The organism is Stenotrophomonas sp. STEN021 (assembly GCF_056760175.1).
This window is the reverse complement of sequence record NZ_JBRREH010000089.1, coordinates 1-20,974: the sequence shown is the minus strand read 5'-3', so window position 1 is coordinate 20,974 and position 20,974 is coordinate 1. Positions and strand designations below refer to the sequence as shown.

The following is a 20,974-nucleotide window of genomic DNA, read 5'->3' as shown; positions in this document are numbered from 1 at the left end:
CCGGCCTCCCTCCGCCACCATCCCGCCCCCCCCCGCGCTCGGCCCCGTCCGCTCGCCCCCCCCCCGCCCCCTCCTCCGCCCCCCCCCCCCCCCCCCCCCCCCGCCGGCTTGGCCCCACTCCCCCCCTGGGCGGCCTTTTGGGGGGCCGGGCGGCCACCCCCCCCCCCGGGCCGGGGGGGCTACCCCCCCCCGGCCGGTGCATGGTCGCGCGCGTGCAGGCGCAGGCCATCGTTGCTGCTCCAGTACAGATCATCGTAAAACTGGGTCATGCCGGTGTTTCCTAGAAATCGTAGCGGACGCTGAGACTGTACTGGCGCGGCGGGCCATAGAAGCCGATCAGGGTGCCGACCGCCGGAATGTTGTAGCCGGTAGTGCGGTATTCCTTGTCGGCCAGGTTGGTGCCCTGCAGGGAGAAGGTCCAGGCGTCATTGAGCTTCCAGATCACGCCGGCGTTGACCAGTCCATAGCCGTCCTGGCGGATAACCGGGCTCAGGTCGGTGGTCGGCCACACTTCGCTCTGGTAGCTGTAGCCAACGCGTGCGGACAGGTTGCTGCCATTGGCCAGCTCGGTGCGGTACTCCACATTCAACGCGCCCGAGAAGTCCGGTGCATTGGTGAACTTCATCTGCTTGGCGACGTTGACGCCACGATCAATGTACTCGTCGTACTTGGTATCCAGCCAGGCCAGGTTGCCGGAGATCAGCCAGTGCGCGCTTGGCAGGTACTGGTATTCGATTTCCAGTCCGTTGACGGTGCCCTTGCCGGCATTGGTGAAGTCGCCGAAGAATGCATCGTCGATGCCGTCACCATTGGTGTCGATGCCGGTGAATACCGACAGCTGGATGTCCTTGTACTTGTTGTGGAAGGCCGACAGGTTCAGGAACAGGCGCGAATCGAGGAAGCCCATCTTGCTGCCGATCTCGAAGCTGTCGACGGTCTCGTCATCGAACGGCTCGGCCGAACGCGGCACCGCCACCGCATTGGCGCGGATGTTGTAGCCGCCGGATTTGAAGCCACGCGTGGCCAGGCCGTAGACCATGATGTCCGGGGTGATCTGGTAGTCCAGCGACACCTTCGGTGAGACGTTCTTGAAGTTGGTGCTCTTGTCGAAGTCGGCGGCAACCGCGATCGGGCGGCTGAAGGTCGCGTCGGAGTAGAAACGGTTCAACACGATCGCGCGCTTGTCCTCGTCGGTGTAGCGGGCGCCGACGTCGAGCTTGAGCTTGTTGGTCAGGTCGAAGGTCCAGTCCGCATACAGTGCGATGCTGTCGGTCAGCACCTTGCCGCGGGTATCGCCGAACTGCAGGTTGAAGAAGTTGTTGCGGATCTGCCCACCCGCCTCGCCGCTGAACTGGTACAGGCCAACCACGCCGCGCACGCGTCCGCCGGCGTCGTAGTTCAACTGCAACTCGTTGCTGACCTGGCTGTCCTCGTAGAAGCCGCCGACATCGGCGAGCTTGACCGGCGTGGTGTCGAAGTCGATGTTGGAGTGGCTGTCGGACTCGCGCTTGGCGACCACGTACTTCAGTGCGATGTCATCGTTCGGACGCCAGTTCACGGTGGCCGAGGCACCCTTGGTCTCGACACTGTTGAGGTTGCGCATGCCCGAGCGTATGTCGTAGCGGTCATCCATCGGCGGATACGCCGGAGTGAACGGGTTGCGCGCCAGCATCTTGGAGCCACGCATGCCCGACTGGTCATCAATCCAGTCCAGTGCAAACTGCACATCGAAGTCGTCGCCTGCATAGGCGCCCAGGTTCAAGCGTGCGGCATTGATCTGCTTGTCGCTGACCGGCTGGCCGTTGAAGGTGTTTTCGCCGAAGCCATCGCGGTTCATGCTGGCCACGGCGATGCGTCCGCGCAGGCCGCTGTCGGCGCCGCCCAGCGGGCCGCCGATGGCTGCCTTGGCATCAAGCTGGTTGTAGTTGCCGGCGGTGATCTGGGCATAGCCCTCGACCTGCGTGGGCAGGCCGCGCGAGATGTACTTGATCGCGCCGCCAATGGTGTTCTTGCCGTACAACGTGCCCTGCGGGCCACGCAGTACTTCGATGCGCGAGACATCGAACACGTCCAGCAGGGCGCCCTGCGGACGCGCGATATAGACGTCATCCAGATAGATGCCCACGCCCGGGTCCGCACCCCAGGTGGGATCGGACTGGCCGACGCCACGGATGTAGGCGGTGACCGTGCTGCTGGCGCCGCGCGCCGCGTAGATGGTCAGGTTGGGCACCTGCGCGTCGAGGTCGGCGATGTCCTGCACGTTCAACTTGTCCAGCGCTTCGGAGGTGAAGGCGGTGACCGCGACCGGCACTTCCTGCAGCGTTTCCTCACGCTTGCGGGCAGTAACAGTGATGCTGTCCAGATTGGTGGCCGAAGCGGCCTTGCCCGTTGCCGGTGCAGCTGGTTGTGCCCCCTGTGCCAATACCGGCCCGGAGGCCAACAGCGCGCCGATCATCAGGCTCAAACAATTCCGCTTCATTCGGTCCTCCCCAGGCAAGTACGTTGTAGATGGCCGTATGCCACCCTCGGAGCCAAGGCTAGCGGCGCGGGTGTGCACCAGCGAGTGGACCTAGGTCCAGTCGGCAGCGGCGATCAGATCAGGATACTGAGCGCCTCCTCATTCGGAAGCGCCGTATGTCGTTACTGATCGTACTTGCAGCGCTGGGCTTCCTCATGCTGGTGGCCTACCGCGGTTACAGCGTGATCCTGTTCGCGCCGATTGCCGCACTCGGCGCGGTGTTGCTGACCGACCCGTCGCTGGTGGCACCGATGTTCACCGGCTTGTTCATGGACAAGATGGTCGGCTTCCTGAAGCTGTATTTCCCGGTGTTCCTGCTGGGTGCGGTGTTCGGCAAGCTGATCGAGTTGTCCGGTTTTTCCAAGTCGATAGTCGGCGCGGCGATCCGGCTGTTCGGCCCGCAGCGGGCGATGCTGTCGATCGTGCTGGTGTCCGGCCTGCTCACTTACGGCGGCGTGTCCTTGTTCGTGGTGGTGTTCGCGGTCTATCCGTTTGCTGCCGAGATGTTCCGCCAGAGCAATATCCCCAAGCGGCTGATTCCGGCGACGCTGGCGGTGGGCGGTTTCAGCTTCACCATGGATGCGCTGCCGGGCACGCCGCAGATCCAGAACATCATCCCGACCACCTTCTTCGGCACCGACACCTGGGCCGCGCCGGTGCTGGGCGTGCTTGGCAGCATCTTCGTGCTGGCGGTGGGCATGGCCTACCTGGAGTGGCGTCGGCGCGTTGCCGTGCGCACTGGCGAGGGCTATGGCGACCCGGCAACCCTGGTCAACGAGCCGGTGCCGTTCACCGGTACCAATCTCGCGCATGCCGGCATCGCGGTGTTGCCGCTGGTGCTGGTGTTCGTATCAAACAAGCTGTTTACCCTGGGTATCCCGCATTGGTACGGCGCCGAGCACAGTTTCGTGCCCTCCATCCTCGGCAAGTCCACACCGGTGGTGCAAGAGGTGCCGAAGATCGCTGCGATCTGGGCAGTGGAGGGCGCGCTGCTGGTGGGCATCCTGTCGGTGATGCTGCTGGCGTGGCGGCCGGTGGTCAGCCAGTTCGCCGAAGGCACCAAGACCGCGATCGGTGGCGCTTTGTTGGCCGCGATGAACACCGCCTCGGAGTATGGCTTTGGTGCGGTGATTGCCGCGCTTCCTGGCTTCATGGTGGTGGCCAATGCCTTGGGCTCGATCAAGGACCCGCTGATGCATGAAGCCGTTACCGTGACCGGTCTGGCCGGCGTTACCGGTTCTGCTTCCGGCGGTATGAGCATCGCCTTGGCGGCGATGTCGGAAACCTTCATCGAGAACGCGCAGGCGGCCGGCATTCCGATGGAAGTGCTGCACCGGGTTGCCTCGATGGCCTCGGGCGGCATGGACAGCCTGCCGCACAACGGTGCCGTGATCACCTTGTTGATGGTGACCGGGCTGACCCATCGCCAGGCCTACAAGGACATTTTCGCCGTGACCATCATCAAGACCCTGGCGGTGTTCGTGGTGATCGGCATCTATTACGCCACCGGCTGGGTTTGATGGCGGCGTCGCAACACCCTGGCGGCTGGCCCGCGAGGATTTCCGGTACGACTTCATCCACGACTCACGCATGAGGATCTGGCTATGAAATCTGGAATCGTTTCAATCAAGGCTGTTCTATTGCTGCTGTGCAGCGGGTTGGCGGCGGGTAGCGCGCTTGCGCAGAGCACTGCAGGCCATTGGGATTTTGGTGTGTACGGCAACCTTTTTGGCAGTCGCGAATACCAGGTGTGGGTGCCGGCGGGCTATGAGGCAACCACGCCATTGCCGGTGCTGCTGGTGCTGCATGGCTGCGTCAATGGGCCCAACCTGATGGGCGAAGCCTCGGGCTTCAATGATGTGGCGGATGTCGAGGGTTTCATCGTGGTCTATCCGCGCCAGAATGTCACTGCCAATCCCACGCGCTGCTGGAACTGGCAACTGCCGATCAACCAGGCACGTGGCAGTGGTGAGGCGTCGATCCTGGCCGGCATCGTCGATGCGGTGAAGGGCGGCTATGCCGTCGATCCGCGCCGGGTCTATGTCACTGGCATTTCCGCAGGCGGTGCGATGACCTCGATCATGCTGGCCTGCTATTCGGACGTGTTCGCTGCTGGCGCCATCCATTCCGGCGGCATGTACAAGGGCGCGACCACGGTATCCGGCAGTGCTTACGCGCTGTTGGCGGGAAGCATCTATTCGCCGGAGAGCAATGGCAAGCTTGCCTGGCAATGCTCAGGCTCGCCGTCACCGCGTCCGTTGCCGGTACTGGTGTTCCATGGCAGCGCCGATGCCACGGTCAACCCGGTGAACGGGCAGCAGGCAGTACGGCAGTTCCTGCAGACCAATGATCTGGCCGATGACGGGCTGGACAATGACTCGGTCAAGTACGTGCCGACCAGCACGGTTGCCGGGCAGGTCCCGGGTGGGCGCGCCTATACGGTCAAGAACTACACCTACGGTGGCAAGACCCTGGTCCAGGACTATCTGGTGCATGGCATGGGCCATGCGTGGAGCGGCAGTACGTCCGGCTTGCCGTTTACCGATCCGCAGGGGCCGGATGCAACCTTGATCACCTGGTTGTTCCTGAAAGACCAGCTGCGCTGAGCGCTTGGTACGTAGTAACTGATTGAAATGCGTCATCGCCAGCGTGGGAGCAATCGGCTCCTGCGCTGGCGTTTGGTTTTCCGGGGTTGTTCGCTGGCAATGCCATCGAACTGCAACCTTTTACGGCGATGATCTGCGCGCCTCATGCCGTGTCATCGGCCCTGTCCGGGCCGGGCGCAATCATCAACTGCCAACCAAGGCCATTCCATGCAGCGTTACCGCTCCGCTTCTGCAGCTCCCCGTAGTACCCATGACTTTCCGCGTCGCTCGCTGCTGGCCCAGGCCTGCGCATTGCTGATCCTGCCGCTGGCCGCGCAGAGCGCGCTGGCTCAGGATGCGGCGCGGGCCGAGGCGCGCAGCGCCGCCACGGCACTGGATACCATCACCGTCACCGCCGAGCGCCGCGAGCAGAACCTGCAGGATGTGCCGGTGTCGGTGGGCGTGGTGCAGGGCGAGGCGCTGCGCAGCTATACCGAAGGTGCCGACGACACCTTGCTGGCGCTGTCCGGCCGCGTGCCCAGCTTCTATGCCGAGACCACCACCGGACGCATCTTCCCGCGCTTCTACATCCGTGGCCTGGGCAATATCGACTTCTACCTCGGTGCCTCGCAGCCGGTCTCCATCATCCAGGACGACGTGGTGCTGGAGCATGTCGTGCTCAAGTCCAACCCGGTCTACGACGTGGACCAGGTCGAAGTGCTGCGCGGCCCGCAGGGCTCATTGTTTGGCCGTAACACCACCGCCGGCATCGTCAAGTTCGATACCGCCAAGCCCAGCCAGGACCCGAGTGGCCGGGTCAACGTGAGCTATGGCAGCTACAACACCGTCGCCATCGACGGTGGCATGGGCGGCGCGATCAACGACGTGCTGTCCTATCGCGTGTCGACCCTGTACCAGCACCGTGACGATTGGGTGGACAATACCTATCGCGGCCCCAGCGCCGACGGCACGGTGACGCCGAAGAACGACACCATGGGCGGCTACGACGATCGCAACCTGCGCCTGCAGTTGCTGTACAAGCCGAACGAACAGTTCTCGCTGCTCGGTTCCGTGCATACCCGTGACTATGAGGGCACCTCCACCCTGTTCCTGCGCAATGCGCTGGTGAAGGGCAGTAATCGCACCGACGCACCGCGCGACAAGGTCGCCTTCGATGAGGCCGACAACAACCCGCAGGCCTACAAGACCCATGGCGGCTCGCTGAAGGCGACCTATGACTTCGGCAATACCACGCTGACCTCGATCAGCGCCTACGAAACCACCTCCGGCTACAGCCGCGGTGATACCGATGGCGGTGCCGCGGCCAACTACCCGGTCAATGGCCTGCCCAATGGTTACGGCCAGTCGATGGGCCAGGTGCAGGACCTGGACCAGTTCACCCAGGAGCTGCGTCTGGCCTCCAATGCCACCGATCCGCTGTCATGGCAGGTTGGCGCGTTCTACTTCGATGGCCGCGACACCACTGACTTCTATCAGCGCGCCTGGTTCCTCAACACGCCGGCACGCAATCCCAACAACTGGGTGCGCCTGCGTAACATCAATACCTCGTGGGCAGGCTTCGGCCAGGTGAGCTGGAAGGCCACCGATGCGTTGACGCTGACCGCAGGTGTCCGCGCGACCAAGGACGAGAAGAGCACTCGCCTGCTGAAGACCGCCGACACCGCTGCCGGTCTGGTCACCTACAAGGGTCGCCACAACGTCGAGATGTCGGATACCCAGCCGAGCTGGGACCTGAGCGCGATGTATGAAGTCAGCCCGGAGTTGAGCCTGTACGCACGCGTTGCACGTGGCTTCCGTGGGCCGACCATCCAGGGCCGCTCGGCGGTATTCAATGCCGACTTCACCACTGCCGATTCGGAAACCATCCTGTCCTTGGAAGCCGGCATCAAGAGCAGCCTGTTCGACAACCGCCTGCGTTTGAATGTCAGTGGCTTCACCTATGCCGTCAACGACATCCAGCTCAACGGCAACGATTCCAACGGCAACGGCGTGTTGTTCAATGCCGACAAGGCGCGCGCCTATGGCCTGGAAGCCGACATGGATTGGCGCCCGATCCCGAACCTGTCGCTGACTGCTGGACTGAGCCTGCTGCACAGCGAGATCCAGGACAAGCGCGTGTATGCGCAGGTCTGTGCGTTGAATGGCGTGGTGGTGTGCACGGTCAACGACCCGACCATCAAGATCGGTAGCAACGTCTACGCCCAGATCGACGGCAACCCGTTGCCGAACGCGCCCAGGTACAACCTGAACCTGGCCGCGCGTTACGACATTCCGGTTGGCGATGACGGCGCGGTGTTCTTCGCCACCGATTGGAACAAGCAGGGCGAAACCCAGTTCGTGCTGTATGACAGCAAGGAGTTCTACTCCAAGGGCAACTTCGAAGGCGGCCTGCGGGTTGGCTATACCGGTGGCTACGGTGCCTGGGAAGTCGCGGCGTTCGCCCGCAACATCACCAACGAGAAGAACCTCAAGGGCGTGATCGAGAACTACATGGCGGCGGTCTACAACGATCCGCGCATCATTGGTGTTTCGTTCAACTACAACTGGCGCTGAGCTTTGCTTGAAGCCCCTCTCCCTCCGGGAGAGGGGTTGGGGTGAGGGTGCATGCGAAGCAACGCGCAGTTGCGCTTTGCTTGGGCAGTGCTGCGGGAAAAGCAGGGGCTGGAAGCCAAAAGCCGCCCTCATCCGCCCCTTCGGAGCACCTTCTCCCGTAAACGGGAGAAGCGCAAAGCGCAAAGGCCCAAGCCCAAAGCCCAAAGCCCAAAGCCAAAGCCCAAAGCCAAAGCCAAAGCCAAAGCCAAAGCCTGCTCCGGATGCCTGATCAGGCCATCTCCGCACCCACGGTTGCCCGAACCGGAATCCCCGCCGGATCAAACTCCTCCAGGCAGAACACATTCACCCCGTAGTAGTCCGGGGTAACCCGCTTGCGGTGGAACGGATAGATACCGCAGGTGCCACAGAAATAGTGGTGCGCGGTCAAGGTATGGAACTGGTACTCAATCAGTGCCTCCTGCCCGGACAGCAGCCCGAACGCGGATTCATGCACTTTCACCATCAATGCATTCTTGCGCCGGCAGATGGAGCAATCGCAGGTTGTCAGCTCCGGGAAATCGGTTTCAATGCGGAAGCTGACAGCGCCACAATGGCAGCTGCCCCGGTATGTCTGCAGGGGGCGGTGTGACATGCGTATCTCCAAAAGCAAAGCGAGCGGCTAGGCAGGGCTTGGATCATACTCAGCCCATCATCGGACGGGTGGGAGAGGGTGATGCGCGCATTCCTGAAAGGCTTGCTGGCGGTAGTGCTGGGTTTGATCGCCGGCAGCGCGGTGAACATGGGGCTGATCCTGCTCGGTGGCCAGTTGATACCACCGCCAGCGGGTGCGGACACCAGCACGACTGAAGGCCTGCAAGCCGCAATGCCAATGTTCCAAGCCCGCCACTTCCTGTTCCCCTTCCTCGCCCATGCATTGGGCACGTTGGCTGGAGCGTTGCTGGCAACCTGGATTGTTGGCCGAGTCAGTAAAGTGCCGGCACTGCTGATCGGCTTGCTGTTCCTGGTCGGCGGCATCGCCAGCTGCTTCATGCTGCCAGCACCACGCTGGTTCGAGGTGCTGGACGTGTTGCTGGCATACCTGCCATTCGCCTGTCTGGGTTTTGCACTGGCAAGAAAGCCGCAGTTGTAGGAGCGGCGTAAGCCGCGAAACTGAAAATCCTTCCGCAATCATTCCACCAGCAGTTGCATGCAATGGGCTGGCAGATACGGTACGAGCTTCGCGGCTTACGCCGCTCCTACAACCGGCTGCGGCAATGCCTGCCCGAAGCACAGCACATTGCCTGCCGGATCGGTGACGCTGAAATCGCGCATGCCATACGGCCGGTCGGCAATCGCAACGGTGATGGCAACGCCGGCAGCCAGCAGCTGCGCGTGATAGTCGTCGATGCCGTCGATGTGCAGGTACAACCGGCTGATGCCACCGGGCTTGGCATCGGCACGACTAGCGAGCGTCAGCTCGACCTCATCACGACAGACGGCGGCCAGTTCAGCGGGCTGTCCCCACTCCCATGCCTGCGTGAAGCCGAGTTTCTCGATGTAGAAAGCCAGGGTCGCCGACAAGTCGTTGGTGCCAAGGAATGGCGATACAGAGTGGAAGCGGGTTGCGTTCATGACAAGGCTCCAGTTGATGGAACGGCGACAACGATCTCACGCGTAGACGACTGACGAAATACGATGGGAAGGATGTGGAAGCGACTCAGTCGCCGCGTATCGTCTTTGCGTAGCTGTCACGATCAATGTCCACGATCTCGACGCTGATCTGCAGCCCCATTGCACCAGCGGCGATGGCAGACTCAAGCGCCGCCAGCAGCACGTCGGCTATCTCGCGTTTGATTTCGGCACTGCGACCGCTGAGTATCGCCAACCGCGCGGCCACAAAGCCGCGCGGGCTGTCAGTGGTGCCGATCGCGAAGCAATCAAACGCCAACGCACGCGATTTGATGTCGGCTTCCTCGAACTGGCCGGTACCAAGCAGCGCATGGTTGACAGCACGCAGCAGTGCGTCGGTGATGGCGGTGCCGAGATTGCTGCTGTATTCGATGGTCAGATGGGGCATGGCGAACTCGTCGTCAGGGCTGCGCGGATGACAATAGCGCGTTGATGCGCTGGATCATCGCATCCGGGTAGTGGATATGGGTGGGTGTGTCGGCGAGTGGTGCAGCGGCATCGGCATCGCGCAGGTCCGCAACAAGCCCGCTTTTGGGCAGGTAGATTGGTGCCGCCACCGAGAAGCCGTGCTCAGGCAGGCGGCCATGGACGGCGCGATAGAGCTGGATGGCATCGAGCAGGGTCAGCGCCGGGCCCGGATGCATGCCGTCGGCGCCGTACCATTGCAGGTCGGGCGCTGCGGCCGAGGCACTACGCAGGGCTTCGGAGATTGCCACATAGGGAATGCCGGCCTGTTTGGCGGCCGCTGCTTCCATCGCGATCAGGCGGGAAGATGCTGCGGGTTGTGCTTGATAGCTGCCGAGCAGCAGGACGCGCGCGCCGGCGTCGCTGCCTGCCTTTGCCAGCGTCCTGATCGCCGCCTGCGATTTTGTACAGGCGGCTTCGTGCGGCCAGCACAGCAGGGCACCGCCTTGTTCCTGCAGAACCAATAGTTGCGGGCGATGTTCGCCAAGGGCGCGTTGAACCGAGCCATCCGCAACCCGTTGGTCGAGGAGAGCGCCACCTTTGACGATCATCTGGCTGTGCAGTGGATGACCATTGGCGGTGCTGAGCGCAGCGTAGGTCGCTGGCAGGTTACCCACGTAGATGAGGCTGTTGCCAACGAATAGCGCTTTTGTCGGCTGCGCTGAAGGTTGCGCAGCGCACGCGGTGAAGGCGAACAACAGCATCAGCAGCGAGATCCATCTGCGCATTCCGAACTCCGTGTCTTGATCGGCTATTGGTGAGACTCTGACCGCGTCACCAATCAATGGTTCCGCGGATCACCGTCTGCACCTGCCCACCGGACCAGACATCACCTTGCTCGTCGATGCGTAGTTCCAGCAAGGCATCGTGACCGACTTCGCGGCCCTGGCTGGCGGTGTAGCGCTTATCCACGCCTGGCAGGGCGTTGCGCTCGTCCAACCATGCCGCGAGCACTGCATTGGCGGCACCGGAGGCGGCGTCTTCAAAGCGGCGGCCATTGCCGACGAATGCTCGCACCACCAGTTGGTAATTATCGCCAGCGGCGCGCGCGTAGGCGAACACGCCCATCGCACCGGTGGATTCTGCGAGTGCGGCGATTGCGTCCCAATCCGGATTGAGGGCGCGCAGCGCTGCTTCATCGGCGACTTCAACAACCCACCAACGGCGACCGCCATCCATCAAGGCCGGTGGCAGCGTGCCCAGCGACCAGCCGGTGATGGCCGGTTGCAAACGTGGATCGTCAGCAGTGACGATTTCGGCCACCGAAGCGCGCGGGGTGCGGATGGCGATGGTGCGGATGCCGTCGTGCTCGGTTATCTGCAGTGGCAGCTGGCCGGCGACGCCGTCCTGCACCAGCTGCCCGTCAATCGCCGCCGCTACGCCGCTTTCAAGCACGGCATGCGCGCTGCCGACGCTGGGGTGGCCGGCGAATGGCACCTCTTTCTGCGGGGCGAACATGCGGATGCCGTAGCTGGTGCCGGGCTTGGTCGGAGCGAAGATGAAGGTGGTTTCGGGCAGGCGGGTCCAGCGGGCGATGGCCTGCATGGCGGCATCGTCCAGGCCATCGGCATCGAGGACCACGGCCAGTGGATTGCCGGTGCCGGGGCGGGGGGCGAAGACGTCGAGTTGCAGGAAGCGGCGGGTGGTCATGGGGGGGTCCGGATGCTGTGAGGTTGTTGCTGTTGCTTTGGCCGCTGCTGTGGCTTTAGCCCCTCTCCCGCTGCGGGAGAGGGGTTGGGGTGAGGGGAGGCGGACGAAGTCCGCTTGCTCTGTTCTTCAGACGGAAGGCCCAAGGCCAAAGCAAGACGTGCTTTGCACGCCTCCTCTCCCGCCCCTTCGGGGCACCCTCTCCCGCAAGGGGAGAGGGGAGGCGGGTTGCTGCGATCTGTGGCTTCTTGCGCTTACCACTCGATCTGCCCAGCAATAACCTGCTGCACTTCACCCCCGATCCAGATGTTGGAGTCCGCATCCACCTCCACCCGTACCTCGCCATTGCGGCCGAGTTCGCGGCCCTGGCTGGCCAGGTATTGCTGGAACGGTTTGATCCGCCCCAGTGCCAGCAGCTGTGCGGCCACCAGCGCATTGGCGCTGCCGGTTACCGGGTCTTCGTTGATGCCCACGCCGGGGGCGAAGGCGCGTACGGCGTATTGGTAGCCCACGTCCGGGCGGTCAGCGGGCGCGTACACCGCCAGCTTGCCGCGGCCGGGCAGGGCGCCGATGGCGGCCAGTTCTGGCTTGTAGCGGCGCAGGGCGGCCTCGCTGCCAGCTTCCAGCAGCCACCAGTCCGGACCGTTGTTCCACAGTTCCGGGGTATGGCCCGGCTTGGCCAGTGCGGCCAGGCCTTCGGGCAGTACGGGGGCCTCGACGTCGCGGCGTTCCGCCTGCGGGCTGCGCACATGGATCTGGCGGAACCAGCGACCGCCCTGTACCCGCACTGGCAGCAGACCAGCGGCGCATTGCTGGATCAGCTGGCCGTTGTCGTCGGGCGTGGCCAGGCCAAGTTCCACAGCGGCCCAGGCCGCGCCGACGCTGGGATGGCCGGCGAACGGCAGCTCGCCTTTCGGGGTGAAGATGCGGATGTGGTAGCTGGCGCCTTCGTCCGGCGGCAGGAAGAAGATGGTCTCGGACAGGTTCAGCCAGGCGGCGATGGCCTGCAGGGCGGCATCATCCAGGCCCTCGCTGTCGACGATGACGCCCAGCGGGTTGCCAGTGCCCGGGCGGGCGGCGAACACGTCCAACTGCAGATAGCGGCGAACAGACATTGCGAATCGGTTCCAGACGACGGCTGGGCAGCTTACCAGTGCACCTGTCCGTCGATAACCGCTTGCACCTGACCGCCAATCCAGACGCTGCCTTGCGCGTCGATTGATATCTGGACACGGCCATCGCGACCCACTTCGCGGCCCTGGCTGACGACGTAGCTGCCACCAGCGCTGGGTAGTTGCCCGTGTTGTTGCAGCCACACCGCGATCAGCGCGTTGGCACTGCCGGTGACGGGGTCCTCGGGTACGTCGGCGGCATCGGCCGGGCAGAACGCACGCGTCACCAGCGAGTGATCCGGGCCGGCTTCGGCAGCAAATACCGCGACGCCGGTCGCGCCGGAGGCATTGCTCCAGTCGGCGATTGCGGGCATGTCTGGAATCAGTGCGCGGACGCTGGCGGCATCGCGGGTTGGCAACAGCCACCAGCGTGGGCCGTTGTCCCAGAGTTCGGGGGTGTGGCCGGGGGCGAGCAAGGCCTGCAGTTGTTCAGGTACAGCGTCTGGCGCGGTTGGATGCTGCCGGGCGGCTGGGCTGGCCAACAGTATGGTGGGAGCATCTTCCGGCCCGCTTACCCGCACCGGCAGCAGGCCTGCAGCGCATTGCTGTATCAGCCGGCCGTCTTGTGTCCGCGCCAGGCCCGCGGTGACCGCCGCCCAGGCTGCGCCGACGCTGGGATGGCCGGCGAAGGGCAGCTCGCTGCTCGGGGTGAAGATGCGGATGCGGTAGCTGGCGCCCTCGTCTGGCGGCAGGAAAAATACCGTCTCGGAGAGGTTCAGCCAGGCGGCGAGGGCCTGCATGGCGGCGGTGTCCAGGCCTTCGCTGTCGAGGATGACACCCAGCGGGTTGCCGCTGCCGGGGCGGGCGGCGAAGACGTCCAGTTGCAGGTAACGGCGTTGGCGCATGGGTTTCCGGGTGGAACAGGGCAGCTCAGCTTAGGCGTGAGCGTGCGGGATGTCGTCATCGCCAACCCCTGGTCCGCTCCCCCCATTCACCCTGGGATGACCCGGATCGTTGCAAATGCTACTTTCTGCATCCCGGGAGGGGAGGCCGGGTGGCGATGGTATCGCTGGTAACTCAGCCGTCCCGGCACAACGGCCTTGGCATAGAATCGGGAGTTCCGCCCGCATTGCCGGGTCTTTCTCCCACTAGTGAATCCTCAAAGCCAATGTCTGCTTCCCCAATTGCTGATCGCTGGATCGTCCTGAAGTTCGGTGGCACCTCGGTGTCGCGTCGTCATCGCTGGAACACGATCGGTCAGTTGGCGAAAAAACGTGCGGACGAGACTGGCGGCAGGGTGCTGGTGGTGGTGTCGGCCTTGTCCGGTGTCACCAATGAACTGACCGCGATTGCCGACGGCGCTGCCGACAGCCGCGAGCGCGTGGCCGCGCTGGTCAGCCGCCACAATGAATTCCTCGCCGAGCTGGAGCTGGGCGCCGACGTGCTGGCTGAACGTCTTGCCGCCCTGCAGGAGCTATTGGACGACCCACGCGCGGCCAGCCGCCCGCTGGACTGGCAGGCCGAAGTGCTGGGCCAGGGCGAACTGCTGTCCTCCAGCGTCGGTGCCGCCTACCTGCGTAGCAACGGCCTGGACTTCGGCTGGATGGACGCGCGCGAATGGCTCAATGCACTGCCGCCCGCACCCAACCAGACCGAGTGGTCGCAGCGTCTGTCGGTGAACTGCCAGTGGCAGGGCGGCGGCGACTTCAAGCAGCGCTTCTCGGCGCAGCCCACTCGCATGCTGATCAGCCAGGGCTTCATCGCGCGCCACGGCGACGGTGGCACCGCCATCCTCGGCCGCGGCGGTTCGGATACCTCGGCGGCGTATTTCGGTGCGCTGCTCGGTGCCAGCCGCGTTGAAATCTGGACCGACGTGCCGGGCATGTTCAGCGCCAACCCGAAGGATGTGCCCGACGCACGCCTGCTGACCCGCCTGGACTATTACGAAGCGCAGGAAATCGCCACCACCGGTGCCAAGGTGCTGCACCCGCGCTCGATCAAGCCCTGCCGTGATGCAGGCGTGCCGATGGCCATCCTCGATACCGAGCGCCCGCACATGCCGGGTACCAGCATCGACGGTGCCGCCGAGCCGGTGCCGGGGGTCAAGGCGATCAGTCGCCGTAACGGCATTGTGCTGATCTCGATGGAAGGCATCGGCATGTGGCAGCAGGTCGGCTTCCTGTCCGACGTGTTCAACCTGTTCAAGAAGCACGGCCTGTCGGTGGACCTGATCGGTTCGGCCGAAACCAACGTCACCGTGTCGCTGGACCCGTCCGAGAACCTGGTCAACACCGACGTGCTGGCTGCGCTGTCGGCCGACCTGTCGCAGATCTGCAAGGTCAAGGTGATCGTGCCGTGCGCGGCCATCACCCTGGTCGGTCGCGGCATGCGTTCGCTGCTGTACAAGCTCTCCGACGTGTGGGCCACGTTCGGCAAGGAGCGCGTGCACATGATTTCGCAGTCCTCCAACGACCTGAACCTGACCTTCGTCATCGACGAGGCCGATGCGGATGGCTTGTTGCCGATCCTGCACGCCGAGCTCATCGACAGCGGCGCGATGCCGGTCTACGAAGAACAGGTGTTCGGGCCGCGCTGGCGCGAAATCATCGGCAGCATCCGCCCGCGACAGACGCCGTGGTGGCAGGCGCCAGCCAAGCAGAAGAAGCTGCTTGAGCTAGCGGCACAGGGGACGCCGGCTTACATCTACGATCTGGACAAGGTGCGCGAGCGCGCCCGCCAGTTGAAGGCGATCCCGGCGATCGACCGCCGTTTCTACGCGATCAAGGCCAACTCGCATCCCGAGATCCTGCGCACGCTTGCTGCTGAAGGTTTCGGCCTGGAATGCGTGTCGCAGGGCGAAGTGGAGCTGGTGTTCGCCTCGGTGCCGGGTATCACCCCGGAGCGGGTGCTGTTCACCCCGAGCTTCGCGCCGATCACTGAGTATCAAGCGGTGCTGGCGCTGGGCGTCAATGTCACCGTCGACAATGTCGAGTTGCTGAAGCATTGGCCGGAAGTGTTCCGCGGCCGCTCGCTGTGGCTGCGCATCGATCTGGGTCACGGCGATGGCCACCACAAGAAGGTGAACACCGGCGGCAAGGAGTCCAAGTTCGGCCTGTCGGCGCTGCGTGTGGATGAGTTCATCGCGGCCGCGCGCGCGCTGGATATCCGCATCACCGGCGTGCACGCGCACCTGGGCAGCGGCATCGAGAACAGCGGCCACTGGAAGCAGATGGTCGATGAGATGGCCGGCTTCGCGCGTCGCATCGGCAGTGTTGAGATCCTCGATATCGGCGGCGGTCTGCCGGTGCCGTACAGCGATGACGACGAGCCCTTCGATCTGGACGCCTGGGCCGCTGGCCTGGCCGACATCAAGGCGGTGCATCCAGCCTTCCAGCTGGCGATTGAGCCTGGTCGTTTCATGGTTGCGGAGTCCGGCGTGCTGCTGACCCATGCCTCGCAGGTGGTGGAGAAGGATGGCGTGCGCCGCGTTGGCCTGGATGCCGGCATGAATGCCTTGCTGCGCCCGGCGCTGTACGACGCCTGGCACGACATCGCCAACCTGTCGCGCCTGGATGCCGAGCGCGATGTTGATTTCAGCGTGGTCGGCCCGATCTGCGAATCCAGCGATGTGTTCGCCGAGCGGGTGAAGCTGCCGGCGGCGACAGAACCGGGCGATGTGATGGTCATCGCCGACGCTGGCGCCTATGGTTTCAGCATGGCCAGTACCTACAACCAACGCGCTTTGCCGCGCGAGGACGTCATTGATGAAGTGCAATGACGTCTGCTTTTTGCGAAAACCTTTGTCGTCCGTTGCGCGCTGACGCGCCACGGCCAGTTTGATTTCCGGATACGCCATGACAGCTTTTGATAAAGACCAGGTTTCCCGTTTCCGCTTCGTCCGCTGCGATTTCGCCGCGGACACCGGTGTGGCGCGGCTGGTGTACGCCTTCGACGACGGTCCGGAGTTGACCGAGACCGTCACCGTGCCGGGCGCGCCGTTCCAGTTGGACGACGAGCGCACGGCTGCGGTGCAACGCGCCCTGCAGTTGCTGCACCTGATTGCAGGTGTCAGCTACTACAAGGCAGCAGTGCCGGCGCAGGTGAGTATCGACAGCTACGCCATCGACGCGGCCACCGCCGCGTTGGTGGAAACGGTGTACTTCAACGGCCTGGGCGAATTCGCCTACCGCAACGGCCTGAACCTGCGCGACCGCTTCAAGCTGCCGGTCAATGAGCCCCTCTCCCGCCGGGAGAGGGGTTGGGAAGAGGGTACGTCAGCCGACGCAGCCTCCTCCTCAGCCGTACCCTCGCCCCCGGCCCCTCTCCCGACGGGAGAGAGGAGCAACGCGCCCGCCCTCGGCCTGTCCCACCACGCCCTGGTAGCCATCGGCGGCGGCAAGGACTCGCTGGTCAGCATCGAAGCCCTGCGCAATGCCGGCGTCGCCGAAACCGTCACCTGGATCGGCGGCTCGCAGCTGATCCGTGCCTGCGCCGAGCGCACCGGCCTGCCGACCCTCAACATCGGCCGCACGCTGGCGCCGGAGCTGTTTGAACTGAATCGCCAGGGCGCGTGGAACGGCCATATCCCGGTCACCGCGGTGAACTCCGCGATCATGGTGCTGGCCGCCGTGGTGCAGGGCGTGGATCAAGTGGTGTTCTCCAACGAACGTTCGGCCAGCTACGGTAGCCAGATTGCCGGGACCGGTGAAGTGAACCACCAGTGGTCCAAGGGCTGGGCCTTCGAGAAGGCGTTCGGCGAATACGTGCAGCAGTACGTTGCCGCCGACCTGAACTATTACTCGCTGCTGCGTCCGCTGTCGGAACTGGCGGTTGCCCGTCAGTTCGCCAAGACCGATTTCTACGACGCACATTTCTCCAGCTGCAACCGCAACTTCCACATCCTCGGCGAGCGCCCGGTGAACCGCTGGTGCGGCGTCTGCCCGAAGTGCCACTTCGTGTTCCTGGCGCTGGCCCCGTTCATGCCGAAGATCCGCCTGGTGCGCATCTTCGGCCGCAACCTGCTGGACGACCTGGAACAGGCCGGCGGCTACGACGCGCTGCTGGAATTCCAGGATCACAAGCCGTTCGAGTGCGTGGGCGAAGGCAAGGAGTCGCGTGCAGCAATGGCGACCCTGGCATCGCGTCCGGACTGGAAGGAGGACGTGCTGGTCAAGCGCTTCGCCACCCTGATCCAGCCGACCCTGGCGGCCGACGAACTGCAGATCGAACCCTTGCTGGTCATCGATGGTGAACACCGCATCCCGGCAGCACTGTGGGAGCGTCTGCGTGCGAATTTCGCAGCTTGAAGGCAAGCGGGTCGCGCTGTGGGGTTGGGGGCGTGAGGGCCGCGCGGCCTATCACGCGCTGCGTGATCGAGAATGGGGAATCGGGACCCGCGAATCGGAAGATCGGTTTCCTGCGCGTTTGACGGTGCTTTGCTCTGCTGCTGAAGCAGAGGAAATTCTGGCGCTTGGCGATGCGCATCTGCGCGTTGAAACCGAGTTCAGTGGTGAGCTGCTGGCTTCGTTCGATGTGGTGATCAAGTCACCGGGTATCAGTCCGTACAAGCCCGAGGCGCAGCATGCCATGGCGCAGGGTACGCAGTTCATCGGCGGCACCTCGCTGTGGTTCAGCGAGCACGCCGATGCCGATGGCACGCTGCCGAACACGGTCTGCGTTACCGGCACCAAGGGCAAGAGCACGACCACCTCGCTGCTGGCGCATCTGCTGCGTGCGGCCGGGCATCGCACCGGCCTGATCGGCAATATCGGTCTGCCGCTGCTGGAAGCATTGGACCCGCAGCCGGCGCCGGACTACTGGGCAGTTGAACTGTCCAGTTACCAGACCGGTGAAGTGGCCCGTAGCGGTGCGCGGCCGGATGTCGCCATCGTGCTGAACATCTTCCCGGAACACCTGGATTGGCATGGCAGCGAGCAACGCTACATCGATGACAAGCTGTCGTTGGTGACCGGTGGCCATCCGCGCGTCGCCGTGCTCAACGCAGCAGACGAACACCTGCGCGCGCTGCAGCTGCCGCATAGCCAGATCGTCTGGTTCAACCAGCCCGAAGGCTGGCATATGGTTGGCGAGGTCGTGCATCGCGGTACGCAGGCGGTGTTCGACACTTCGAACACGCCGCTGCCGGGCCGCCACAATCGCGGCAACCTGTGTGCGGTGCTTGCCGCGCTGGAAGCCCTCGGTCTGGATGCGGTTGCCTTGGCACCTGCGGTGCAGAGTTTCCGGCCATTGCCGAATCGCCTGCAGCTGCTGGGCGAGCGCGATGGCCTGCGTTGGGTGAATGATTCGATCAGCACCACGCCGCATGCGTCGCTGGCCGCCTTGGATTGTTTCGCCGGGCAGCGCATTGCCTTGCTGGTCGGCGGGCATGATCGCGGCGTGGACTGGCAGGACTTCGCCGAGCACATGCGCGACAACGCGCCGGTCGAGATCGTGACCATGGGCAACAACGGTCCACGGATCAATACGTTGCTCGCGCCATTGGCCGAGGCTGGCGGTTTTGGCCTGCACGCCGCGACCGATCTGCCGCATGCGGTGGAACTGGCGCGTGCCGCGCTGGGCGAGCAGGGCGGGGTAGTGCTGTTGTCGCCGGGCGCGCCGAGCTTTGGTGCCTACAAGGACTATGTGGCGCGCGGACGGCACTTCGCTGAACTGGCCGGTTTTGATCCGGAAAGCATCAGCGCGATTCCGGGTATCGGCATCCTCTAAGACATTGGCCGATACAGCTGTGGCGCTGACGGTCAGTCGGCGCCACCAAATGCATCATCGAGATGCAATCAACTAACAGCGGTTCGCATCAGCAGATCATTCGTCTTGCTGGGTGAAGGCGTAACCGCCGTCGATCAGCTGCTGCAGATAGACATCGAAGCTGGGCGCGATCACCGCATAGCTGTCCGGGTCGTGCAGATAGCGTACGACCTGGCCACTGCTGCCGCCGTCGGCAGGATCGAAATCCAGATACAGCATCGAAGTGCCGCCGTTGTTCATGCAGTGCGAGAAGCACAGGCGCCTGCCCATCGGCACGTCGGCATCGATGCCGGCGCCGAGAATCTCCGGCTCATCGTCCAGCCATTCTTCGTAGATGGAACGGATGCTGTCGTCCCACTGCGCGCTGTCCTCGAAGATCTGCTGCACCGAGCGCAGGTAGTAGGGGTAGCTGCCGTCGCCGACGTCCGAGCCAAGCATCAGCACATTGACCTCACCTTGCGGGTAGTCCCGGTAGTGGCTGCCATCCACCTGTGCCAGCAGCTCCAGCAGGCTCGCCGGTACCTGTGGCCATTGCTGTTGCAGGCGTTGCAGGTCGGACTGGCTTGCGCCTTCCACCCAGCGCCACATCGGGGCATCGTCTGCTGGCAGGCGCGGTACAAGGCCGGAAAGAAAGGTTTCGACAAGGGTCATGGGGCAGCGCATGCGTGAGGGATGCATATCCAAGCACACCTGCGTAACGCCGCCAATGCACAATGCGTCACGGGAGGTGCGCTGTTGACGTGATGCCCTCCGTCCTCTTCTCAGGAGCACAGGCATGAACAGGTGGCGATGGGCTGCAGTGACGATGTTGGGACTGGCGGCGACGCCGGCATTGGCCGCAATGAAGACGCAGCCACTGGAGTGGCAGCACGACGGCACCACCTTCAGTGGCGTGCTGGTCTACGACGATGACGGCGATGCGCGCCGACCGGGCGTGGTAATGGTGCCGAACTGGCGCGGCGTCAACGCCTCGGCGATTGCCAAGGCCGAACAGATTGCCGGCGATGACTACGTGGTGCTGGTTGCCGATGTCTATGGCAGGAATGTGCGGCCCAAGGACAATGATGCGGCCGCTGCTGCTTCCAAGCCCTTGCGGGAGGATCGCAGTTTGCTGCGTGCTCGCGCAGCGGCGGCGCTGGAAGCGTTGAAGGCACAGGCTGGCAAGCTGCCACTGGACACGCGGCATATCGCCGCCGTCGGCTTCTGCTTCGGCGGCACCACGGTGCTGGAAATGGCCCGTGCCGGCCTGCCATTGGCAGGCGTGGTGAGCCTGCACGGCGGCTTGTCGACGCCGGCCCCCGCAGTGGCTGGCAGCGGCAAGGTGCCGATGCTGGTGCTCAATGGCGCCGCTGATCGCGGCGTCACCGCCGAGGACATTGCCAACTTCGGTACTGAAATGGATGCCGCCAAGGCCGACTGGCAGTTCGTCAATTTCAGCGGCGCGGTGCATTGCTTCGCCGAGTCTGACGCCAACAGCCCACCGGGCTGCCTGTACGACCCACGCGCCGCCAAGCGTGCCTGGAAGATGATGGACAACTTCCTCGAAGAACGCCTGGGCGACTGACCGCACTGTAGTGCCGAGCCATGCTCGGCAGGGGCTTCACCAACAATGCATCAGCTTTGTAGGAGCGGCGTAAGCC

Annotated in this window: 17 protein-coding genes; 8 read left to right on the top strand and 9 right to left on the bottom strand. The window is 64.0% G+C overall.

Going from position 1 to position 20,974, the window contains the following annotated elements:
* Positions 1–280 precede the first annotated feature (280 nt).
* Complete coding sequence (locus tag ACVOL0_RS16870) at positions 281–2,479, bottom strand: TonB-dependent receptor (protein WP_481550078.1); 2,199 nt, start codon at positions 2,477–2,479, stop codon at positions 281–283.
* A 155-nt stretch (positions 2,480–2,634) separates the two neighbouring features.
* On the opposite strand from ACVOL0_RS16870, the gene ACVOL0_RS16865 reads away from it, so the two are divergent.
* The 3 genes from ACVOL0_RS16865 to ACVOL0_RS16855 all read left to right on the top strand — a co-directional run bounded on the left by ACVOL0_RS16865 (position 2,635) and on the right by ACVOL0_RS16855 (position 7,677).
* On the top strand, positions 2,635–4,038 hold the full coding sequence (locus ACVOL0_RS16865) for a GntP family permease (protein ID WP_481550077.1): 1,404 nt from the start codon (positions 2,635–2,637) through the stop codon (positions 4,036–4,038).
* Between the two features lie 84 nt (positions 4,039–4,122).
* On the top strand, positions 4,123–5,124 hold the full coding sequence (locus ACVOL0_RS16860; RefSeq protein ID WP_481550076.1) for an extracellular catalytic domain type 1 short-chain-length polyhydroxyalkanoate depolymerase: 1,002 nt from the start codon (positions 4,123–4,125) through the stop codon (positions 5,122–5,124).
* 207 nt (positions 5,125–5,331) lie between these two features.
* A complete protein-coding gene (locus ACVOL0_RS16855) occupies positions 5,332–7,677 on the top strand; it encodes a TonB-dependent receptor (protein ID WP_481550075.1) in 2,346 nt (781 codons plus the stop codon).
* 268 nt (positions 7,678–7,945) lie between these two features.
* On the opposite strand, the gene ACVOL0_RS16850 is transcribed toward ACVOL0_RS16855, so the two are convergent.
* Positions 7,946–8,308 (bottom strand): GFA family protein, encoded by a 363-nt coding sequence (locus ACVOL0_RS16850; protein ID WP_481550074.1) that lies wholly within the window; start codon positions 8,306–8,308, stop codon positions 7,946–7,948.
* 81 nt (positions 8,309–8,389) lie between these two features.
* Between ACVOL0_RS16850 and ACVOL0_RS16845 the strand changes: the two genes are divergently transcribed.
* Positions 8,390–8,806, top strand: coding sequence for a hypothetical protein (locus ACVOL0_RS16845; RefSeq protein WP_481550073.1), 417 nt, complete (start codon positions 8,390–8,392; stop codon positions 8,804–8,806).
* Positions 8,807–8,901: 95 nt separating this feature from the next.
* Here the strand turns inward: ACVOL0_RS16845 and ACVOL0_RS16840 are convergent, their stop codons facing one another.
* From ACVOL0_RS16840 to ACVOL0_RS16815, 6 genes are all read right to left on the bottom strand, one after another.
* Entirely contained in the window at positions 8,902–9,288 is a 387-nt protein-coding gene (locus ACVOL0_RS16840) for a glyoxalase superfamily protein (RefSeq protein WP_481550072.1), read from the bottom strand.
* Between the two features lie 85 nt (positions 9,289–9,373).
* Entirely contained in the window at positions 9,374–9,733 is a 360-nt protein-coding gene (locus ACVOL0_RS16835) for a 5-carboxymethyl-2-hydroxymuconate Delta-isomerase (protein WP_481550071.1), read from the bottom strand.
* Between the two features lie 13 nt (positions 9,734–9,746).
* A complete protein-coding gene (locus ACVOL0_RS16830) occupies positions 9,747–10,538 on the bottom strand; it encodes a hypothetical protein (protein WP_481550070.1) in 792 nt (263 codons plus the stop codon).
* Positions 10,539–10,584: 46 nt separating this feature from the next.
* Entirely contained in the window at positions 10,585–11,460 is an 876-nt protein-coding gene (locus tag ACVOL0_RS16825) for a PhzF family phenazine biosynthesis protein (protein WP_481550069.1), read from the bottom strand.
* Positions 11,461–11,711: 251 nt separating this feature from the next.
* Entirely contained in the window at positions 11,712–12,572 is an 861-nt protein-coding gene (locus ACVOL0_RS16820; RefSeq protein WP_481550068.1) for a PhzF family phenazine biosynthesis protein, read from the bottom strand.
* A 32-nt stretch (positions 12,573–12,604) separates the two neighbouring features.
* Entirely contained in the window at positions 12,605–13,474 is an 870-nt protein-coding gene (locus tag ACVOL0_RS16815; protein ID WP_481550067.1) for a PhzF family phenazine biosynthesis protein, read from the bottom strand.
* Between the two features lie 263 nt (positions 13,475–13,737).
* Here ACVOL0_RS16815 and ACVOL0_RS16810 point away from each other — a divergent pair, with 263 nt between their 5' ends.
* The 3 genes from ACVOL0_RS16810 (at position 13,738) to murD (ending at position 19,295) form a co-directional block, all read left to right on the top strand.
* Positions 13,738–16,347 (top strand): bifunctional aspartate kinase/diaminopimelate decarboxylase, encoded by a 2,610-nt coding sequence (locus tag ACVOL0_RS16810; RefSeq protein ID WP_481550066.1) that lies wholly within the window; start codon positions 13,738–13,740, stop codon positions 16,345–16,347.
* Between the two features lie 76 nt (positions 16,348–16,423).
* Entirely contained in the window at positions 16,424–17,875 is a 1,452-nt protein-coding gene (murL, locus tag ACVOL0_RS16805; protein WP_481550065.1) for a UDP-N-acetyl-alpha-D-muramoyl-L-alanyl-L-glutamate epimerase, read from the top strand.
* Complete coding sequence (gene murD, locus ACVOL0_RS16800) at positions 17,856–19,295, top strand: UDP-N-acetylmuramoyl-L-alanine--D-glutamate ligase (RefSeq protein WP_481550064.1); 1,440 nt, start codon at positions 17,856–17,858, stop codon at positions 19,293–19,295. Before murL ends, murD begins: the two co-directional genes overlap by 20 nt.
* 96 nt (positions 19,296–19,391) lie before the next feature.
* Here murD and ACVOL0_RS16795 read toward each other — a convergent pair whose 3' ends face one another.
* The gene (locus ACVOL0_RS16795; RefSeq protein WP_481550063.1) at positions 19,392–19,985 is read right to left on the bottom strand and encodes an SMI1/KNR4 family protein; all 594 of its coding nucleotides are present in this window, start codon (positions 19,983–19,985) and stop codon (positions 19,392–19,394) included.
* 124 nt (positions 19,986–20,109) lie between these two features.
* Between ACVOL0_RS16795 and ACVOL0_RS16790 the strand changes: the two genes are divergently transcribed.
* Complete coding sequence (locus tag ACVOL0_RS16790) at positions 20,110–20,898, top strand: dienelactone hydrolase family protein (RefSeq protein ID WP_481550062.1); 789 nt, start codon at positions 20,110–20,112, stop codon at positions 20,896–20,898.
* Positions 20,899–20,974: the final 76 nt, after the last annotated feature.